Origin of the sequence: Geobacillus sp. Sah69, assembly GCF_001414205.1 — a bacterium.
Lineage (GTDB): Bacteria > Bacillota > Bacilli > Bacillales > Anoxybacillaceae > Geobacillus > Geobacillus stearothermophilus.
Window position 1 is genome coordinate 24764 of record NZ_LLKS01000053.1, and the last position, 16951, is coordinate 41714.

13 protein-coding genes and 1 rRNA gene are annotated in these 16951 nt (G+C 51.5%); 8 read left to right on the plus strand and 6 right to left on the minus strand.

From position 1 onward, the window contains the following. The 6 genes from mnmG to rpmH all read right to left on the minus strand — a co-directional run bounded on the left by mnmG (nucleotide 1) and on the right by rpmH (nucleotide 5591). On the minus strand, nucleotides 1-1890 hold the full coding sequence (gene mnmG, locus AP057_RS12555; RefSeq protein ID WP_033010846.1) for a tRNA uridine-5-carboxymethylaminomethyl(34) synthesis enzyme MnmG: 1890 nt from the start codon (nucleotides 1888-1890) through the stop codon (nucleotides 1-3). Between the two features lie 17 nt (nucleotides 1891-1907). Beyond that, nucleotides 1908-3296: a tRNA uridine-5-carboxymethylaminomethyl(34) synthesis GTPase MnmE gene (gene mnmE, locus AP057_RS12560; protein ID WP_082432213.1), complete on the minus strand. Its 1389-nt coding sequence runs from the start codon at nucleotides 3294-3296 to the stop codon at nucleotides 1908-1910. Nucleotides 3297-3518: 222 nt separating this feature from the next. Next, nucleotides 3519-4175 (minus strand): RNA-binding cell elongation regulator Jag/EloR, encoded by a 657-nt coding sequence (gene jag / locus AP057_RS12565; protein WP_055358884.1) that lies wholly within the window; start codon nucleotides 4173-4175, stop codon nucleotides 3519-3521. After that, entirely contained in the window at nucleotides 4172-4936 is a 765-nt protein-coding gene (gene spoIIIJ, locus AP057_RS12570) for a YidC family membrane integrase SpoIIIJ (RefSeq protein WP_055358885.1), read from the minus strand. The genes jag and spoIIIJ overlap by 4 nt, the downstream gene beginning before the upstream one ends. Before the next feature lie 81 nt (nucleotides 4937-5017). Next, the gene (rnpA, locus tag AP057_RS12575) at nucleotides 5018-5377 is read right to left on the minus strand and encodes a ribonuclease P protein component (protein ID WP_033014243.1); all 360 of its coding nucleotides are present in this window, start codon (nucleotides 5375-5377) and stop codon (nucleotides 5018-5020) included. A gap of 79 nt (nucleotides 5378-5456) precedes the next feature. Then, nucleotides 5457-5591, minus strand: a complete 135-nt coding sequence (rpmH, locus tag AP057_RS12580; RefSeq protein WP_020961658.1) for a 50S ribosomal protein L34 — start codon at nucleotides 5589-5591, stop codon at nucleotides 5457-5459. A gap of 490 nt (nucleotides 5592-6081) precedes the next feature. Between rpmH and dnaA the strand changes: the two genes are divergently transcribed. From dnaA to AP057_RS17585, 8 genes are all read left to right on the plus strand, one after another. Beyond that, entirely contained in the window at nucleotides 6082-7431 is a 1350-nt protein-coding gene (gene dnaA / locus AP057_RS12585) for a chromosomal replication initiator protein DnaA (RefSeq protein WP_033014241.1), read from the plus strand. 171 nt (nucleotides 7432-7602) lie between these two features. Then, nucleotides 7603-8739 (plus strand): DNA polymerase III subunit beta, encoded by a 1137-nt coding sequence (gene dnaN, locus AP057_RS12590; RefSeq protein ID WP_033014240.1) that lies wholly within the window; start codon nucleotides 7603-7605, stop codon nucleotides 8737-8739. Between the two features lie 181 nt (nucleotides 8740-8920). Further along, entirely contained in the window at nucleotides 8921-9142 is a 222-nt protein-coding gene (gene yaaA / locus AP057_RS12595) for a S4 domain-containing protein YaaA (protein WP_033011987.1), read from the plus strand. An 11-nt stretch (nucleotides 9143-9153) separates the two neighbouring features. Beyond that, nucleotides 9154-10272, plus strand: a complete 1119-nt coding sequence (recF, locus tag AP057_RS12600; protein WP_033014239.1) for a DNA replication/repair protein RecF — start codon at nucleotides 9154-9156, stop codon at nucleotides 10270-10272. Nucleotides 10273-10317: 45 nt separating this feature from the next. Then, nucleotides 10318-12240 (plus strand): DNA topoisomerase (ATP-hydrolyzing) subunit B, encoded by a 1923-nt coding sequence (gyrB, locus tag AP057_RS12605; protein ID WP_055358886.1) that lies wholly within the window; start codon nucleotides 10318-10320, stop codon nucleotides 12238-12240. Nucleotides 12241-12393: 153 nt separating this feature from the next. After that, the gene (gene gyrA, locus AP057_RS12610; protein ID WP_055358887.1) at nucleotides 12394-14871 is read left to right on the plus strand and encodes a DNA gyrase subunit A; all 2478 of its coding nucleotides are present in this window, start codon (nucleotides 12394-12396) and stop codon (nucleotides 14869-14871) included. 282 nt (nucleotides 14872-15153) lie between these two features. Beyond that, nucleotides 15154-16230: an HD-GYP domain-containing protein gene (locus AP057_RS12615; RefSeq protein ID WP_055358890.1), complete on the plus strand. Its 1077-nt coding sequence runs from the start codon at nucleotides 15154-15156 to the stop codon at nucleotides 16228-16230. A gap of 364 nt (nucleotides 16231-16594) precedes the next feature. Then, nucleotides 16595-16951: ribosomal RNA gene (locus tag AP057_RS17585) — 16S ribosomal RNA — on the plus strand; the annotation flags it as partial.

The following is a 16951-nucleotide window of genomic DNA, read 5'->3' on the forward strand; positions in this document are numbered from 1 at the left end:
TTATTCATTCGACACGCGCGCGATTCTTCCTTGTTCCAAATACACTAATAATATCGAAATATCGGCGGGATTGACGCCGGAAATGCGCGATGCCTGGGCAATTGAGAGCGGCCGCACTTGCTTCAGTTTTTGCCGCGCCTCGGTCGCCAGCCCTTGGATGGCGTCGTAATCGATATCTTCCGGGATTTTTTTGTTTTCCATTTTTTTGAGCCGCTCGACTTCCTGCAGCGATTTTTGGATGTAGCCTTCGTACTTGATTTGAATTTCGACTTGCTCGGCCACTTCCGGAGCGATGTCCTCGTCCGCCGGCGCCAGTTTTCGAATATGTTCATACGTCATTTCCGGACGCCGGAGCAAATCAGCGGCGCGGATGCCGTCTTTCAGCTCGCTTCCGCCCGCTTCGCGGATGACTTCCTGCACTTTTGGCGTCGGTTTGATGATCACCGTTTGCAGCCGCTTTTTCTCCCGCTCGATCGCCTCTTTTTTCGCCAAAAATTTTTGATACCGCTCTTCGGAAATGAGGCCGATCCGATAGCCGAGCTCGGTCAGGCGCAAATCGGCGTTGTCGTGGCGGAGCAACAACCGATATTCAGCGCGCGAGGTGAGCAAGCGGTACGGCTCGTTCGTCCCTTTCGTCACCAAGTCGTCGATTAAGACGCCAATATAGGCGTCCGAACGGCTTAAAATGATCTCCTCGCGGCCGAGCGCACGGTGGGCGGCGTTAATGCCGGCCATAATGCCTTGGCCCGCCGCTTCTTCATAGCCGGACGTACCGTTGATTTGCCCTGCGGTATACAAGTTTTTCACAAGCTTCGTCTCGAGCGTCGGCCAGAGCTGGGTCGGCACGATCGCATCGTACTCGATCGCATATCCCGCCCGCATGAGCTGCGCTTTCTCAAGCCCCGGAATCGTTTCAAGAAGCTTGCGCTGAATATGTTCCGGCAGGCTCGTTGACAGTCCTTGCACGTACACTTCTTCCGTTTCCCGCCCCTCCGGCTCGAGGAAAATTTGATGGCGCGGCTTGTCATGGAACCGAACGACTTTATCTTCGATCGATGGGCAATAGCGCGGTCCGGTTCCTTTAATCATGCCGGAGTACATCGGCGACAAATGCAAATTTTCATCGATGATTCGGTGCGTTTCCTCCGTCGTGTACGTCAGCCAGCACGGCAGCTGATCCGTGATGTATGTTGTCGTCTCGTACGAAAACGCCCGCGGCTCTTCGTCGCCCGGCTGAATTTCCGTTTTGCTGTAATCGATCGTCCGGCTGTTGACGCGCGGCGGCGTGCCCGTTTTAAAGCGGACGAGCTTAAACCCAAGCTCCTCTAAATGCTCGGACAGCTTGATCGACGGCTGCTGATTGTTCGGTCCGCTCGAATATTTAATGTCGCCAATGATAATCTCCCCGCGCAAAAACGTCCCGGTTGTGATGACGACCGCCTTGGCGTAATAATGAGCCCCCGTTTGCGTAACGACGCCTTTGCAGACGCCGTCTTCCACGATGAGCCGCTCAACTTTGCCCTGCAGCAGCGTCAAGTTTTCCTGCCTTTCAAGCGTCTTCTTCATTTCCCGCTGGTACAGCACTTTATCAGCCTGGGCCCTCAGCGCGCGCACGGCCGGGCCTTTCCCGGTGTTGAGCATCCGGATTTGAATGTATGTTTTATCGATGTTTCTTCCCATTTCCCCGCCGAGAGCGTCGATTTCACGCACGACGATCCCTTTTGCTGGGCCGCCGATCGACGGGTTGCACGGCATGAACGCAATCATATCAAGGTTAAGGGTGATGACGAGCGTTTTCGCCCCGATGCGCGCAGCCGCCAATGCCGCTTCACAGCCGGCATGGCCAGCGCCGACGACGATGACGTCATACGATCCTCCTTGGTAATCCATGCTTGTTTCCTCCTTGCTTATTTTCCCAAACAAAATTGAGCAAACAGCTGATCAATCAAACTTTCGTGCACTGTATCACCCACGATTTCGCCAAGCAGCTCCCACGCCCGGCGCAAATCGATTTGCACAAGATCGACCGGCATGCCGGCGTCAATGCCGACCAAGGCATCGTCAATCGCCTGTTTCGCCTGCTCGAGCAAGGCGATATGGCGGGAGTTGGAGACGTATGTTAAATCGCCGGCTTCCAGTTCGCCGCCGAAAAATAAGCCAGCAATCGCCTGTTCCAATTCATCAATTCCTTGTTCGCGCAACAACGACGTCGCCACAACCGGACGGCCGGCCGCCAGCTCGTTCACGCGCTCCATGTCAATCTTCTTGGGCAAATCGGTCTTATTCACAATGACGATGACATCCATCCCTTCCGTCATCGCAAACAGCCGTTCATCTTCTTCTGTCAGCGGTTCGTGGTAGTTTAAAACGAGCAAAATTAAATCGGCCCGCTTCAACATTTGCCGGGAGCGCTCGACGCCGATTCGTTCGACAACATCTTCCGTTTCCCGGATGCCGGCCGTATCAATCAAGCGGAGCGGCACGCCGCGGACGTTGACATACTCCTCAATGACATCGCGCGTCGTCCCCGGGATATCGGTGACGATCGCCCGATTTTCATGGGCGAGCGCATTTAACAGCGAAGACTTGCCGACGTTCGGCCGTCCGATAATGACCGTGGCCAACCCTTCGCGCAAAATTTTCCCCTGATTGGCGGTCGACAAAAGCTTTTCAATTTGCCGGCGCACATATTGCGCCTTCTCCTTTAGCAGCCGCGGCGTCATCTCCTCGACATCATCGTATTCGGGATAATCGATGTTCACTTCAACATGCGCCAGCGTCTCCAAAATCGTCTGCCGCAGCTCGCGGATGAGCTTGGAAAGGCGCCCCTCCATTTGCTGCAAGGCGACATTCATGGCCCGGTCCGTTTTCGCCCGAATCAAGTCAATGACCGCCTCCGCTTGGGACAAGTCAATGCGCCCGTTTAAAAACGCCCGCTTCGTAAACTCGCCCGGCTCGGCAAGCCGCGCTCCGTTGGCGAGCACTAACTGCAAAACGCGGTTGACGGAAACAAATCCGCCATGGCAGTTAATTTCCACCACGTCCTCGCGTGTAAATGTTTTCGGCGCCCGCATGACCGACACCATCACTTCTTCGACGACCCGGCCGCTTTTCGGGTCGACAATATGCCCGTAATGGATCGTATGCGACGGGACGTCTTTCAGCCGCTTCCCGCTCGGGCTCCGAAACAGCCGGTCAGTGATCTCCACCGCCTCATCTCCGCTCAGCCGGACGATGGCGATCGCCCCCTCGCCCATCGGCGTTGAAATGGCGGCAATCGTATCCAATTGTGTCACCGCTTTTCACCTCGCTTTTCTCCGTTTCTTCTATATCCACAGCCTTTCTCAGCCGCATGCTCCCTGTGCATAGTTGTTTAGTTCAATTTTAACTTATCCACATGTGAATAACAATATGGCACGCTCAGAACCGCTGTGGAAAAATATATTGCTGGCCCATTTTCGCGCAGCCGCAAGTACACAAGCGAAAGAGGGCAAAAAAAGAGGCCTCCTCCACATTCGTTAGAGGGGCGTCCTTTTCGTTGGCGATTTTTTGCTTGTTATCGGGGAAACAACAATAAGGCGGTGCGGGTCAACTCCAACCGAATAGGTAGAGACATGCTTATGGCCGGCCAACGCAGCATGGATGATTTTGCGTTCATGGGCGGGCAACGGCTCCAGCCTCACTTCTTTGCCTGTCCTGACCGCCTGAGCTGCCAGTTTGTGCGCCAGTTCCACAAGCGCCTTTTCCCTTCGTTCGCGATAATGCTCCACGTCAACCGCAATCGACACATATTCCTCCGCATGGCGATTGGCGACAAGCTGCGCCAAAAACTGGAGAGCATTTAAAGTTTGGCCGTGTTTGCCGATCAACAAACCGACCGGCCCCCCATGGATGTGGAGCGTCACTTGCTTGCCGCAACGGACAGCTTCGACGTCTGCCTCTTCCGCTCCCATATGCGCAATGACTTGCTGCAAGAAGCGCACCGTCTCCTCAACCGGATCCATTTTCAACACCGCTTTGACAACCGCCGGCCGGCCGCCAAACAAGCCAAACCAACCTCTTTTCCCTTCATCGAGCACAACAATAACCGCACGCTCTCGAGGCACGCCAAGCTGCGCGAGCGCCAACTGCACCGCCTCTTCGACTGTCCGGGCAGTCGCGGTCACTTCTTTCACTTTTTCGCTCCTCCTGAATGGGCGGCAATCTCCGGCCCTTTAATGAGATACGTTTGCACAATGGAGAAAATATTTCCGACGACCCAGTAAAGCGACAAAGCAGCTGGGAAGTTGATCGCGAAAATGACGATCATAATCGGCATCATCCAAAGCATCATCGCCATTTGTGGATTTTGCTGAGCGGAGCCGGCCATCATGATCTTTTGCTGGATAAACGTCGTCACCCCGGCAATGACCGGCAAAATGTAGTACGGGTCTTTTTCGCCAAGGTCAAACCATAAAAAATTTTGTTGGGCAATTTCCCTTGTCCGCATAATCGCGTGGTAAAAACCGATTATAATCGGCATTTGGATTAAAATCGGCAAACAGCCGGCCATCGGATTGACCCCGTGCTTTTGGAACAAGAGCATCATTTCCTGCTGGAGCTTTTGCTGTGTCTGAGCGTCTTTCGAACTGTACTTTTTACGCAACGCCTCTATTTCCGGCTGAAGCGCTTGCATCGCTTTGGCATTGCGCGTCTGTTGGATCATCAGCGGCAAAATCAACAAACGGATTAAAATAGTGACGACAATAATCGACAACCCAAAGCTTCCGCCGAGCAGCCCGGCGACATATTTGATCAGCCAAGAAAGCGGATAAACGATATACTCGTTCCAAAACCCCTTGCTTTCCGGGGTGATCGGTTTGTGAATTTCCGTGCATCCGGCCAGCACAGCCGCTAACGCACCGAACAAAATGATGAATCTGATTCGCCTTTTCACCTTCTTTTTCCTCCCACATGTACAAGTTCACTGTATGTATTTTATCATCTTTTTCCGCCCTTGTGAGAGCGTTTTTTCAGGCTAAATCCGGCGTTCAGCCTCCTTTTTCAGCCCCCCGGCTTTCCGCAGCACATGGATCAAACTTTTTTTCACTTCCGCGTAGCCCATTTCCGCCGCAGGCTGCCTGGCAATAATGACATAGTCCTTGCCAGGGGCGACCTCTTCTTTCAATTCAAGAAAGCATTGGCGGACGTATCGTTTGATCCGGTTTCTGACAACCGCTTTGCCAAGCTTTTTGCTGACTGACAGCCCAATGCGAAAATAAGGCTGCTCAGGACGGTCAAGCGTGTAGACGACAAACTGGCGGTTCGCCACCGAGACGCCCTGCTGAAACACCTCTTGAAATTCCTCGTTTTTTTTGATGCGATATTTTTTTTTCATGCCCCTAAAACACTCCATTTGCCTAGTTTCCCGCCGCCAAAACATTGAGAAAAAAGACCACTGAAGCTTCAGTGGCCTATTATGCAGACAATACTTTTCTTCCTTTGCGACGGCGGCGCGCCAATACTTTTCTCCCATTTTTCGTGCTCATGCGCGCGCGGAACCCATGCACTTTGCTGCGCTTCCGTCTATTTGGTTGATACGTCCGTTTCATCTATGACACCTCCCTGAAGGAATAACTGTTACGGGCAGTCTTTCTCATTATATTGAACAATCTCAGCAAATGTCAACCGCCCCTTTCTCTTTTCTTGAGGCGGCCTTGATGTGGATAAATTTTTCTGTCCTCAACCACAATCCACAACATTTATCGACATTTTTTTCACATACGCAACGGTGTGGATAACGTTTTTTTCACAACCTGTCCGTTTTGTGGATAATCAAAAAATTCCGTTGCAACAAGCCGTTTTATTTGCTATTATTATTGTGTTTTCACTATGGTCGACAATGGATAACTGTGTGGATAAAAAAACATATCCACACTTGTGGATAGGTTGTGGATATGTTTTTTCACATCTTGTTTATAATGTTGTCCACAGTTGGTGGGTTTTGTCGAAAAGCCGTCTTTTTTCCTTAATATATCTTTTCCACAAACTTATTTTTTTAAACAAATGATTATCCTCTGAATTAAAAGGGAGGGGCAACGGGTGGAAAATATCCATGATTTATGGGATCGCGTGCTTCAGGAAATTGAACGGAAAATCAGCAAGCCGAGCTTTGAGACTTGGCTCAAGTCAACGAAAGCCCACTCTTTGCGTGGTGACACGCTCGTCATCGTAGCCCCGAACGAGTTTGCTAGAGACTGGCTTGATTCCCGCTATTCCCATTTAATTGGGGAAACGATCTACGCCATTACCGGCGAAGAGCTGGCCGTCAAATTTATCATTCCGCCAAACCAGGCTGACGAAGAACTCGAGTTTCAACCGGCCAAAAAACAGCGGAAGCAGTACGAGGAAGCGAATGATTTCCCGCAAAGCATGTTAAATCCGAAATATACATTCGACACGTTTGTCATCGGCTCCGGCAACCGGTTCGCCCATGCTGCATCACTCGCGGTCGCCGAAGCCCCGGCCAAGGCGTACAACCCGCTTTTCATTTACGGCGGAGTCGGACTTGGAAAAACGCATTTGATGCACGCGATCGGCCATTACGTCATTGAACATAACCCGTCCGCGAAAGTTGTCTATTTATCTTCAGAAAAGTTTACAAACGAGTTTATTAACGCCATTCGCGACAACCGCCCGGACGATTTTCGCAACAAGTATCGAAACGTTGACGTTCTGCTAATCGATGATATTCAGTTCTTGGCTGGAAAAGAACAAACGCAGGAGGAATTTTTCCATACGTTTAACACGCTGCACGAGGAAAGCAAGCAAATCGTCATTTCAAGCGACCGGCCGCCTAAAGAAATCCCGACGCTTGAAGACCGCTTGCGTTCGCGCTTTGAATGGGGGCTGATCACCGACATCACGCCGCCTGATTTGGAAACGCGGATCGCCATCCTCCGAAAAAAAGCGAAAGCGGAAGGGTTTGACATTCCGAACGAAGTGATGCTTTATATCGCCAATCAAATCGATTCGAACATCCGTGAGCTCGAAGGCGCCCTCATCCGTGTCGTCGCCTACTCATCGCTTATCAATAAAGAAATCACGGCTGACCTGGCAGCGGAAGCATTGAAGGATATCATTCCGAGCGCGAAGCCCAAAGTGATCACGATCCAAGACATTCAGCGCGTTGTTGGACAGCATTTCAATATTAAGCTTGAAGACTTTAAGGCAAAAAAACGGACAAAATCGGTCGCGTTCCCCCGGCAAATCGCCATGTATCTCTCCCGCGAACTGACCGACTGTTCGCTGCCGAAAATCGGCGACGAATTTGGCGGCCGCGATCATACGACGGTCATCCACGCCCATGAAAAAATATCAAAGCTTTTGCAAACCGACACGCAGCTGCAGAAACATGTGAAAGAAATCCAAGAAAAGCTGAAGCAACTGTGAATAACCGCCGCCGTCTTACGCACAGCTTATCCACATGTGGGCAAGCTGTGCTTGCTTCGCTTTTCTTGGTTATCCACATACCAACAAGCCATACTACTAGTACTACGGTTTTTATTTTTTATATTTTTATAATTTATTTCCGATCACCATTAAAACGAGGAGGAACAGCAAGTGAACATCTCGATTGACCGTGAAGCGCTGACAAGAAGTGTCCAAGATGTGATGAAAGCTGTATCGACGAGAACGACGATTCCGATTTTGACAGGGATTAAACTGACAGCGACGGCCCTTGGGGTGACATTGACAGGCAGCGACTCCGATATTTCGATCGAGTCGTTCATTCCGCTTGAAAAAGAAGGTCGGCTGCTCGTTGATGTCAAAAGGCCGGGAAGCATCGTGCTGCAAGCTCGCTTTTTTGCTGAAATTGTCAAAAAGCTGCCGCAGCAAACTGTCGAGATCGAGACGGAAGACAACTTTTTGACTGTCATCCGCTCAGGCCACTCGGAATTCCGTCTCAATGGCTTAAATGCCGACGAATATCCGCGGTTGCCGCAAATTGAGGAAGAAAACGTCTTTCAAATTCCGGCTGATCTATTGAAGACAATCATCCGACAAACTGTTTTTGCTGTTTCAACATCGGAAACACGCCCCATCTTGACAGGTGTCAACTGGAAAGTGGAGAATAACGAACTCGTCTGCACGGCGACAGACAGCCATCGTTTGGCGATGCGAAAGGTAAAAATTGAAGCAGGACATGCTGTGTCGTACAACGTCGTCATTCCAGGGAAAAGTCTAAACGAGCTGAGCAAAATTTTGGACGACGGCAGCGCTCCGGTCGATATTGTCATAACGGCCAACCAAGTGTTGTTTAAAGCGGAACATCTTCTTTTCTTTTCCCGGCTGCTTGACGGAAACTATCCGGAAACAGCCCGCCTGATTCCGACAGAAAGCAAAACAACGATGACCGTCAATGCGAAAGAGTTTTTGCAAGCGATTGACCGGGCATCACTGCTTGCAAGGGAAGGGAGAAACAATGTCGTGAAACTGACGACGCTCCCGGGAGGGCTGTTGGAAATTTCCTCGGTTTCTCCAGAAATCGGGAAAGTGACGGAACAGTTGCAGGCCGAATCACTTGAAGGGGAAGAGTTAAACATCTCGTTCAGCGCAAAATATATGATGGATGCACTCCGGGCCCTTGATGGCACCGATATTCAAATCAGTTTCACCGGGGCAATGCGCCCGTTCGTGCTGCGTCCGCTTTACACCGACTCGATGCTGCAGCTCATTTTGCCGGTAAGAACATATTGATGTATGTCGGAAACGCATAAAAGGCGATCTAGTCATGGACGCCGTCCTTTTCGCAATGCCTCCGATGGAGAGGATGGGGACAATTGCGTCCCATTCTCTTCATCGGCTTTCTTTGCGGGCGGGCGATGTTTTCGATAAAATAAAGAAATAGGCGACTTAGAGGAAAGCGAGCGATGAACGGATGGAACAAACGGTGACGATTAAAACGGAAACGATCACGTTAGGACAGCTGTTGAAGCTTGTGCAGTTAATTGATACAGGCGGCGCTGCGAAATGGTTTTTGCAGGAATACAACGTGCTCGTCAATGGCGAAAGAGAGACCCGGCGCGGGCGGAAGTTAAAAGACGGCGACCGGGTGGATGTGGAGCAAATCGGCACGTTTGTCGTTGTACGGGCAGAGTAGGTGAAGATCGGGTGTTTTTAACCGACTTAGTGTTAACGAACTACCGCAACTACGAACATGAAATGGTGAATTTCAGCCAAGGGGTCAACGTCATTCTCGGGGAAAATGCCCAAGGGAAGACAAACATGATGGAGGCCATTTATGTATTGGCCATGGCGAAATCGCACCGCACATCGAACGATAAAGACCTTATCCGTTGGAATGAAGAGTATGCTAAAATAGAAGGAAGAGCGGAAAAACGAAGCGGTTCTCTTGCCCTTGAACTGCTTATCTCAAAAAAAGGGAAAAAAGCGAGATGCAACCATATTGAGCAGCGACGGCTCAGCCAATATGTCGGGCAGTTAAATGTCGTCATGTTCGCTCCGGAAGACTTGAATCTGGTCAAAGGAAGTCCGCAAGTGCGGCGGCGGTTTATCGATATGGAAATCGGACAAGTATCCCCCGTTTATATACATGATTTGGGGCAATACCAAAAACTGTTGCAGCAGCGCAACCACTGCTTGAAGATGATGCAGACGCGCGAGAGGGGCGGCGAGGCGGTGCTTGACGTATTAACCGAACAGCTCGCCGTGCTGGCGGCGAAGATTACGTTGCGGCGCCGCCAGTTTTTGTCGCTGCTTGAGCAGTGGGCGATGCCGATCCACCGTGAAATCAGCCGCGGAGCTGAACAACTCGGCATTCGGTATGAACCGTCGGTCGACGTATCAGAAAAGGCAGAATTGTCGAGAATAGTAGAAGCATACTGCGAAACGTTCGCTTCCTTGCGAAAACGGGAAATCGAGCGGGGAACGACGCTTGCCGGCCCGCATCGCGATGACATCGCGTTTATCGTCAACGGAAAAAACGTCCAAACGTTCGGTTCCCAAGGGCAACAGCGCACAACCGCGCTGGCGGTGAAACTGGCGGAAATTGAGCTCATCTTTTCCGAGTTAGGTGATTACCCCATTTTGTTGCTCGATGATGTGCTGTCCGAACTTGATGACTTTCGGCAAACCCACCTCTTAGATGCGATCCGAAAAAAAGTGCAAACTTTCGTGACCACAACGAGCATTGACGGCATTAAGCACGATATCATTCAAGAAGCGGCTATTTATCGAGTCCACTCCGGTTCGGTAGCTGCTCCTTCTTGACCGCAAAACGTTGAACGTTTTCAAAGAAAGCGTAGGTGATCTGGCATGACAATGGAACAACGGGTTGAGCGAGCGTACGACGCGAGCCAAATCCAAGTGCTCGAAGGCCTTGAAGCAGTTCGAAAGCGCCCGGGGATGTACATCGGCTCGACGGGGCCTAAAGGGCTGCACCACCTCGTTTGGGAAATCGTCGACAACAGCATTGACGAAGCATTAGCCGGCTATTGCACGGAAATTCATGTGACGATCGGAAAGGATAACAGCATCACGGTCGCTGACAACGGGCGCGGCATTCCAGTCGATGTGCATGAGGCAACCGGACGGCCGGCTGTTGAGGTCATCATGACCGTTCTGCACGCCGGCGGGAAGTTCGGCGGCGGCGGTTATAAAGTATCCGGCGGCTTGCACGGCGTCGGCGCCTCGGTCGTCAACGCCTTGTCGGAATGGCTGGAAGTTTACGTATACCGAGATGGGAAAATCCATTATCAAAAATACGAGCGGGGCAAGCCGTGCACCGATCTGCAAGTCATCGGCGAGACGGACCGAACCGGGACGACGACCCGCTTTAAGCCGGATCCGGAAATTTTTACAGAAACGACCGAGTTTGATTACGAAACGTTGGCCGCCCGGCTGCGCGAGCTCGCCTTTTTGAACCGCGGCTTGAAAATCACCTTGACGGATGAACGGGTTGACAACCGGAAAAGTGAATACTTTTATGAAGGCGGCATCCGCTCTTACGTCCGCCATTTGAATCGGACGCGGGAAGTGTTGCACGAAGAGCCGATTTACATTGCCGGCGAGCGCGACGGCATCGCTGTCGAAATCGCCTTGCAGTACAACGACGGCTATACGAGCAACATTTATTCATTCGTGAATAATATCCATACGCACGAAGGCGGCACGCATGAATCCGGCTTTAAAATGGCGTTGACGCGCATCATCAATGACTACGCCCGCAAACAGCAAATTTTCAAGGACAATGATGCCAATTTGACGGGGGAAGATGTGCGGGAAGGGCTGACGGCCATTGTGTCAATCAAACACCCCTCCCCGCAATTTGAGGGGCAGACGAAAACAAAGCTCGGCAACAGCGATGCGCGCACGGTGACGGACGCTGTCTTTTCTGAACAATTTGAAACGTTTTTGCTCGAACACCCGACCATTGCCCGAAAAATTGTCGAAAAAGGGATGATGGCCGCCCGCGCCCGCCTAGCGGCCAAAAAGGCGCGCGAACTGACGCGGCGCAAAAGCGCGCTTGAAGTCTCCAATTTGCCGGGCAAACTTGCCGACTGCTCGTCAAGAGATCCGTCGATCAGCGAGCTGTATATCGTGGAGGGGGATTCGGCGGGCGGTTCAGCGAAACAAGGGCGCGACCGCCATTTCCAGGCAATTTTGCCGTTGCGTGGGAAAATTCTCAACGTTGAGAAGGCAAGAATCGACAAAATCTTGTCCAACAACGAAGTGCGGGCGATCATCACCGCTCTTGGCACCGGCATTGGCGAAGAGTTCGACATCTCAAAGGCGCGTTATCATAAAGTCATCATTATGACCGATGCGGACGTCGACGGCGCTCATATCCGCACGCTTCTTTTGACATTCTTTTATCGCTACATGCGTCAATTTATCGAGCACGGCTATGTGTACATCGCCCAACCGCCCCTTTATAAAATCGAACAAGGAAAACAAGTGCGCTACGCTTACAACGACCGCCAGCTCGAAAAAATTCTTGCTGAGCTGCCGGAACAACCGAAGCCGACAATCCAACGCTACAAAGGGTTGGGCGAGATGAACCCAGAGCAACTTTGGGAGACGACGATGAACCCGGAAAAGCGAACATTGCTTCAAGTCAGTTTGCAAGATGCCATTGACGCAGATGAAACGTTTGAAATTTTAATGGGCGACAAAGTCGAGCCACGCCGCCAATTTATCGAAGAAAACGCCCGTTATGTGAAAAACTTGGACATTTAGGATGAAAAGAGAGGGATGGGGCCGCCCTCCTCGCTTCTTTTTGCCGACGGGGCCAACCGGGGCGCAAACGAAGCGGCGCCCGCCGTCCGCCTATGTCTGCTCCCTGTAAAGGCAGACCGGGCCGAAGAAGGCTCAAAAGGGAGGTTTATATGAATGGCAGAACATGAACAATCGCGCATTCGCGAAGTCAATATCAGCCAGGAAATGCGCTCGTCGTTCCTTGACTACGCCATGAGCGTCATCGTTTCCCGCGCCTTGCCGGATGTGCGCGATGGGCTGAAACCGGTGCACCGCCGCATTTTATATGCCATGCATGACCTCGGCATGACCGCTGATAAACCGTATAAAAAGTCAGCCCGCATCGTCGGCGAAGTGATCGGGAAATACCACCCGCACGGCGACGCCGCCGTGTATGATACGATGGTGCGCATGGCGCAAGACTTCAACTACCGGTACATGCTCGTTGACGGGCACGGCAACTTCGGGTCGATCGACGGCGATGCAGCAGCGGCCATGCGTTACACGGAAGCCCGCATGTCGAAAATCGCCATGGAGCTGTTGCGCGACATCAATAAAGACACGATCGATTACCAAGATAACTACGACGGTTCAGAAAAAGAACCGGTTGTGCTGCCGTCACGGTTTCCAAACTTGCTTGTCAATGGTTCGTCAGGCATTGCCGTTGGGATGGCGACGAACATCCCTCCGCATCAGCTTGGCGAGGTCATCGATGCGCTGTTGGCGTTAAGCCGAAACCCGGAGATGACCGTTGCCGACTTGATGGAATACATTCCTGGTCCGGATTTCCCGACGGCCGGGCAAATCATCGGCCGCAGCGGCATCCGCAAGGCGTACGAAACGGGACGGGGATCCATTACGTTGCGCGCCAAGGCTGAAATTGAGCAGCATGCCAATGGCAAGGAAACGATTATTGTAAGCGAACTCCCCTATCAAGTGAACAAAGCAAAGCTGATTGAACGGATCGCCGAATTGGTGCGCGAGAGAAAAATCGACGGCATCACCGATTTGCGCGATGAATCGGACCGGAGCGGAATGCGCATCGTTATTGAAGTGCGGCGCGATGCGAACGCGAAGGTCGTGTTAAACAACTTATACAAACATACCGCCTTGCAGACGAGTTTCGGAATCAACATGCTCGCCTTGGTGGATGGCGAGCCGAAAGTGTTGAACTTAAAAGAATGTTTGGAGCACTATTTGAACCACCAGAAAACGGTCATCCGCCGGCGAACTGCCTTTGAGCTGAAAAAGGCTGAAGCGCGCGCCCATATTCTTGAAGGCTTGCGCATTGCCCTTGACCATTTGGATGAAGTGATCGACCTCATCCGTCGTTCGCGAACGACAGAAATAGCGCGCGAAGGGTTGATGGAGCGGTTTTCGCTCAGCGAACGGCAGGCGCAGGCGATCCTAGATATGCGCCTGCAACGGCTGACCGGCCTCGAGCGGGAAAAAATTGAACAGGAGTATCAAGAGCTTCTCCGCCTCATCGCTGAGTTGAAAGCGGTGTTGGCTGACGAAGAGAAAGTATTGCAGATCATTCGCGATGAGCTGGCCGAAATCAAAGAGCGGTTTAACGACGAGCGGCGCACAGAGATCATTGCGGGGGCTGTCGAACAGTTTGACGACGAAGACTTAATCCCGCACGAACATGTCGTCATTACGCTCACTCATAAAGGATATATTAAGCGCCTGCCGTTATCGACGTATCGAAGCCAGAAACGCGGCGGCCGGGGCGTGCAAGGCATGCATACAGCCGAGGATGATTTTGTCGAACATTTGCTCGTCACTTCTACTCATGACAACGTGCTGTTTTTTACAAATAAAGGGAAAGTATACCGGGCGAAAGGCTATGAAATTCCGGAATTCGGACGCACCGCCAAAGGGCTGCCGATCATCAACTTGCTTGAGCTCGACAAGGATGAATGGATCAACGCCATGATTCCCATTGAAAATGAGTTTGATAATGAGCTTTATCTCGTGTTTGCGACAAAGCAAGGGATCGCCAAGCGCTCTCCGCTCTCAGCTTTCGCCCACATCCGCAACAATGGGCTCATCGCCATTCACTTGCGCGAGGGGGATGAGCTGATTTCCGTCAAGTTGACGGACGGTAAAAAACATTTGATTATCGGCACGAAAAGAGGAATGCTCATCCGTTTTCCAGAAACGGATGTGCGGACAATGGGCCGCAGTGCGACGGGAGTCAAGGCCATCTCACTCGATGACGGCGATGAAGTCGTTGGCATGGAAATCTTGGAAGACCATCATGATGTTCTTGTTGTGACGAAAAAGGGGTTCGGCAAACGCACCCCAGCTTCGGAGTATCGCGTGCAAAGCCGGGGCGGAAAAGGGTTGAAAACATGCAATGTCACGGAACGGAACGGTCCTGTTGTTGCAGTGACAACAGTCGTCGGCAATGAAGATTTAATGGTCATTACGACAGGCGGCGTGCTGATCCGCATCGCTGTCAACGATATTTCCAGGACAGGGAGAATTGCCCAAGGCGTCAAGCTCATTCGCCTCTCGGACGAAGACGAACATGAGTGTGTAGCGACAGTTGCCAAAGTGCCAGAGGAAGAAAAAGAAGAGAAAGAGGAAGAAGGGACCCCCGCTTAATTGAATGGCGTTCCGCCTGCAGGTGCGGGGCGCCCTTTCGTTTGAAAATGCGTGCGTCTGTTTTTACGGCGAATCGGAAAGCGAAACGCGCTTATTGGGCTTTCCGATTGCGAAAGTGCTGTTATTGCAGCCTATATAGATGCAACGAAATCGTTTAACATATCCTTGAAGGAAAAGTGGCTCATCCATTTTTGATTGTCGAAGGCAAGCCGTAGGCTTGCCTCCGTCACGATAAATCGTGCTACGATAAAAACAAAAAGACGGGGGGGAGGCTACATGGATATGGTTCGCGTGAAGCGCTCCCAGCTTCGCGAAGGCTGTGTGCTTGCTGAAGATGTAATCGGCAAAACGAAACGGCCGATTATGACAAAAAGCACTATTATTACAACACCGTTGTTGCAAGTGCTTGAAAAATTTCTTGTAGAGGAAGTGGAGATTGAGCCGTTTCTCGCAAACGGCGAACCATTTTCGCCGGGGGATTCGGCCGCGGCGGAGGATCAACGGTCGCTCTCTTTATATTTAGAGACCGTCCGCCAATACAAGACATGGTTTCAATCTTGGCGGTCCGGCTTGCCGGTCGACATCAATGAAATAAGGGAAGCTGTCATTCCCCTTTTTGAACACATGACAGGCTGCAAGCGGGAATTGCTTGCGTTGCACCATTATGCGACAAAAGAGGAATATTTATATCATCACGCCGTCAGTGTAGGATTGCTCGCCGGCTTTTTAGCCATGGAGCTCGGGTATAGCCGCGGGGAATGCCACCAAGTCGTTTTAGCCGGCGTCTTGTCCGACTGCGGCATGGCAAAAATGAGCAAACAAATTTTAACGAAGCCGTCGGCGCTCACTGAAGTGGAGTTCCACGAAGTGAAGCAACATCCGATTCTCGGCTACCGCATGGTGCAGAAGATCACAGCGTTAAGCCATGGAGCGAAGCTAGCCGTTTTGCAACATCATGAGCGAAACGACGGCAGCGGCTATCCGCTCAAGTTAAAAGCGAAAAAAATTCACCCCTACAGCCAACTCGTCGCAACAGCGGATGTGTACCACGCCATGACGTCAGAGCGCTTGTATCGGCGCAAACAACCGCCGCTTCGGGCTATTGAAACGATGTTGCGGCAGCAAGCCGGCAGATTGAGCGCAGACGCCGTCGCTGTACTGTTGAACCGTCTCGTCGGCCTGCAAACAGGAGCCGTCGTCAAACTATCCAACGGTGAGACAGCCGAAGTCATGTCGATTCAGCCAGACGAGCCAACCCGGCCGGTTGTCAAAGCAGCGAGGACGGGACGATTGCTTCTGTTAAGCACTCAACATGATATATATATTGAGGAGGTTTTGCGTGCACCAATGGATGAATAGTCGACCGAAAAGGCCGGTGAAAAACAATCATTTTCTCTTGCTGCTGTTGTTCATCGCCGAAAGAGGAAGCAGATTTCAGCAGGTTTCTCAGCTTGAGAATAACGCATTTCGCATTGTTTTTTGAAATAAATTGCCAACCGTCCAAAAAAATACCGTTGCATAAACAACATCAACATGATACAATAAACTTTGCTTGCGACGGCAACAACGAAATAAAAAACTATTGACTTTTCATCGTCCATCAGTTATTATGTAATAGCTGTCATCATTAAAGTAAAGATCAAGCTCCTTGAAAACTAAACAAAACGCAAGCGTCATGAAAAAAACTTCGGCTGCATTGGCCGAAGCAAAAGCCAATCAACTTTCTTTGGAGAGTTTGATCCTGGCTCAGGACGAACGCTGGCGGCGTGCCTAATACATGCAAGTCGAGCGGACCGGATTGGGGCTTGCCTTGATTCGGTCAGCGGCGGACGGGTGAGTAACACGTGGGCAACCTGCCCGCAAGACCGGGATAACTCCGGGAAACCGGAGCTAATACCGGATAACACCGAAGACCGCATGGTCTTCGGTTGAAAGGCGGCCTTTGGGCTGTCACTTGCGGATGGGCCCGCGGCGCATTAGCTAGTTGGTGAGGTAACGGCTCACCAAGGCGACGATGCGTAGCCGGCCTGAGAGGGTGACCGGCCACACTGGGACCCTTATACACATCTGACGCGGCCGA

What these genes read in the sequence shown, in the direction of transcription:
- mnmG (WP_033010846.1), bottom strand. Translation starts at nt 1,890, where the DNA reads ATGGATTACCAAGGAGGATCGTATGACGTCATCGTCGTCGGCGCTGGC.
- rnpA (WP_033014243.1), bottom strand. Translation starts at nt 5,377, where the DNA reads ATGAAAAAAAAATATCGCATCAAAAAAAACGAGGAATTTCAAGAGGTG.
- rpmH (WP_020961658.1), bottom strand. Translation starts at nt 5,591, where the DNA reads ATGAAACGGACGTATCAACCAAATAGACGGAAGCGCAGCAAAGTGCAT.
- yaaA (WP_033011987.1), top strand. Translation starts at nt 8,921, where the DNA reads ATGGAACAAACGGTGACGATTAAAACGGAAACGATCACGTTAGGACAG.
- gyrB (WP_055358886.1), top strand. Translation starts at nt 10,318, where the DNA reads ATGACAATGGAACAACGGGTTGAGCGAGCGTACGACGCGAGCCAAATC.
- gyrA (WP_055358887.1), top strand. Translation starts at nt 12,394, where the DNA reads ATGGCAGAACATGAACAATCGCGCATTCGCGAAGTCAATATCAGCCAG.
- AP057_RS12615 (WP_055358890.1), top strand. Translation starts at nt 15,154, where the DNA reads ATGGTTCGCGTGAAGCGCTCCCAGCTTCGCGAAGGCTGTGTGCTTGCT.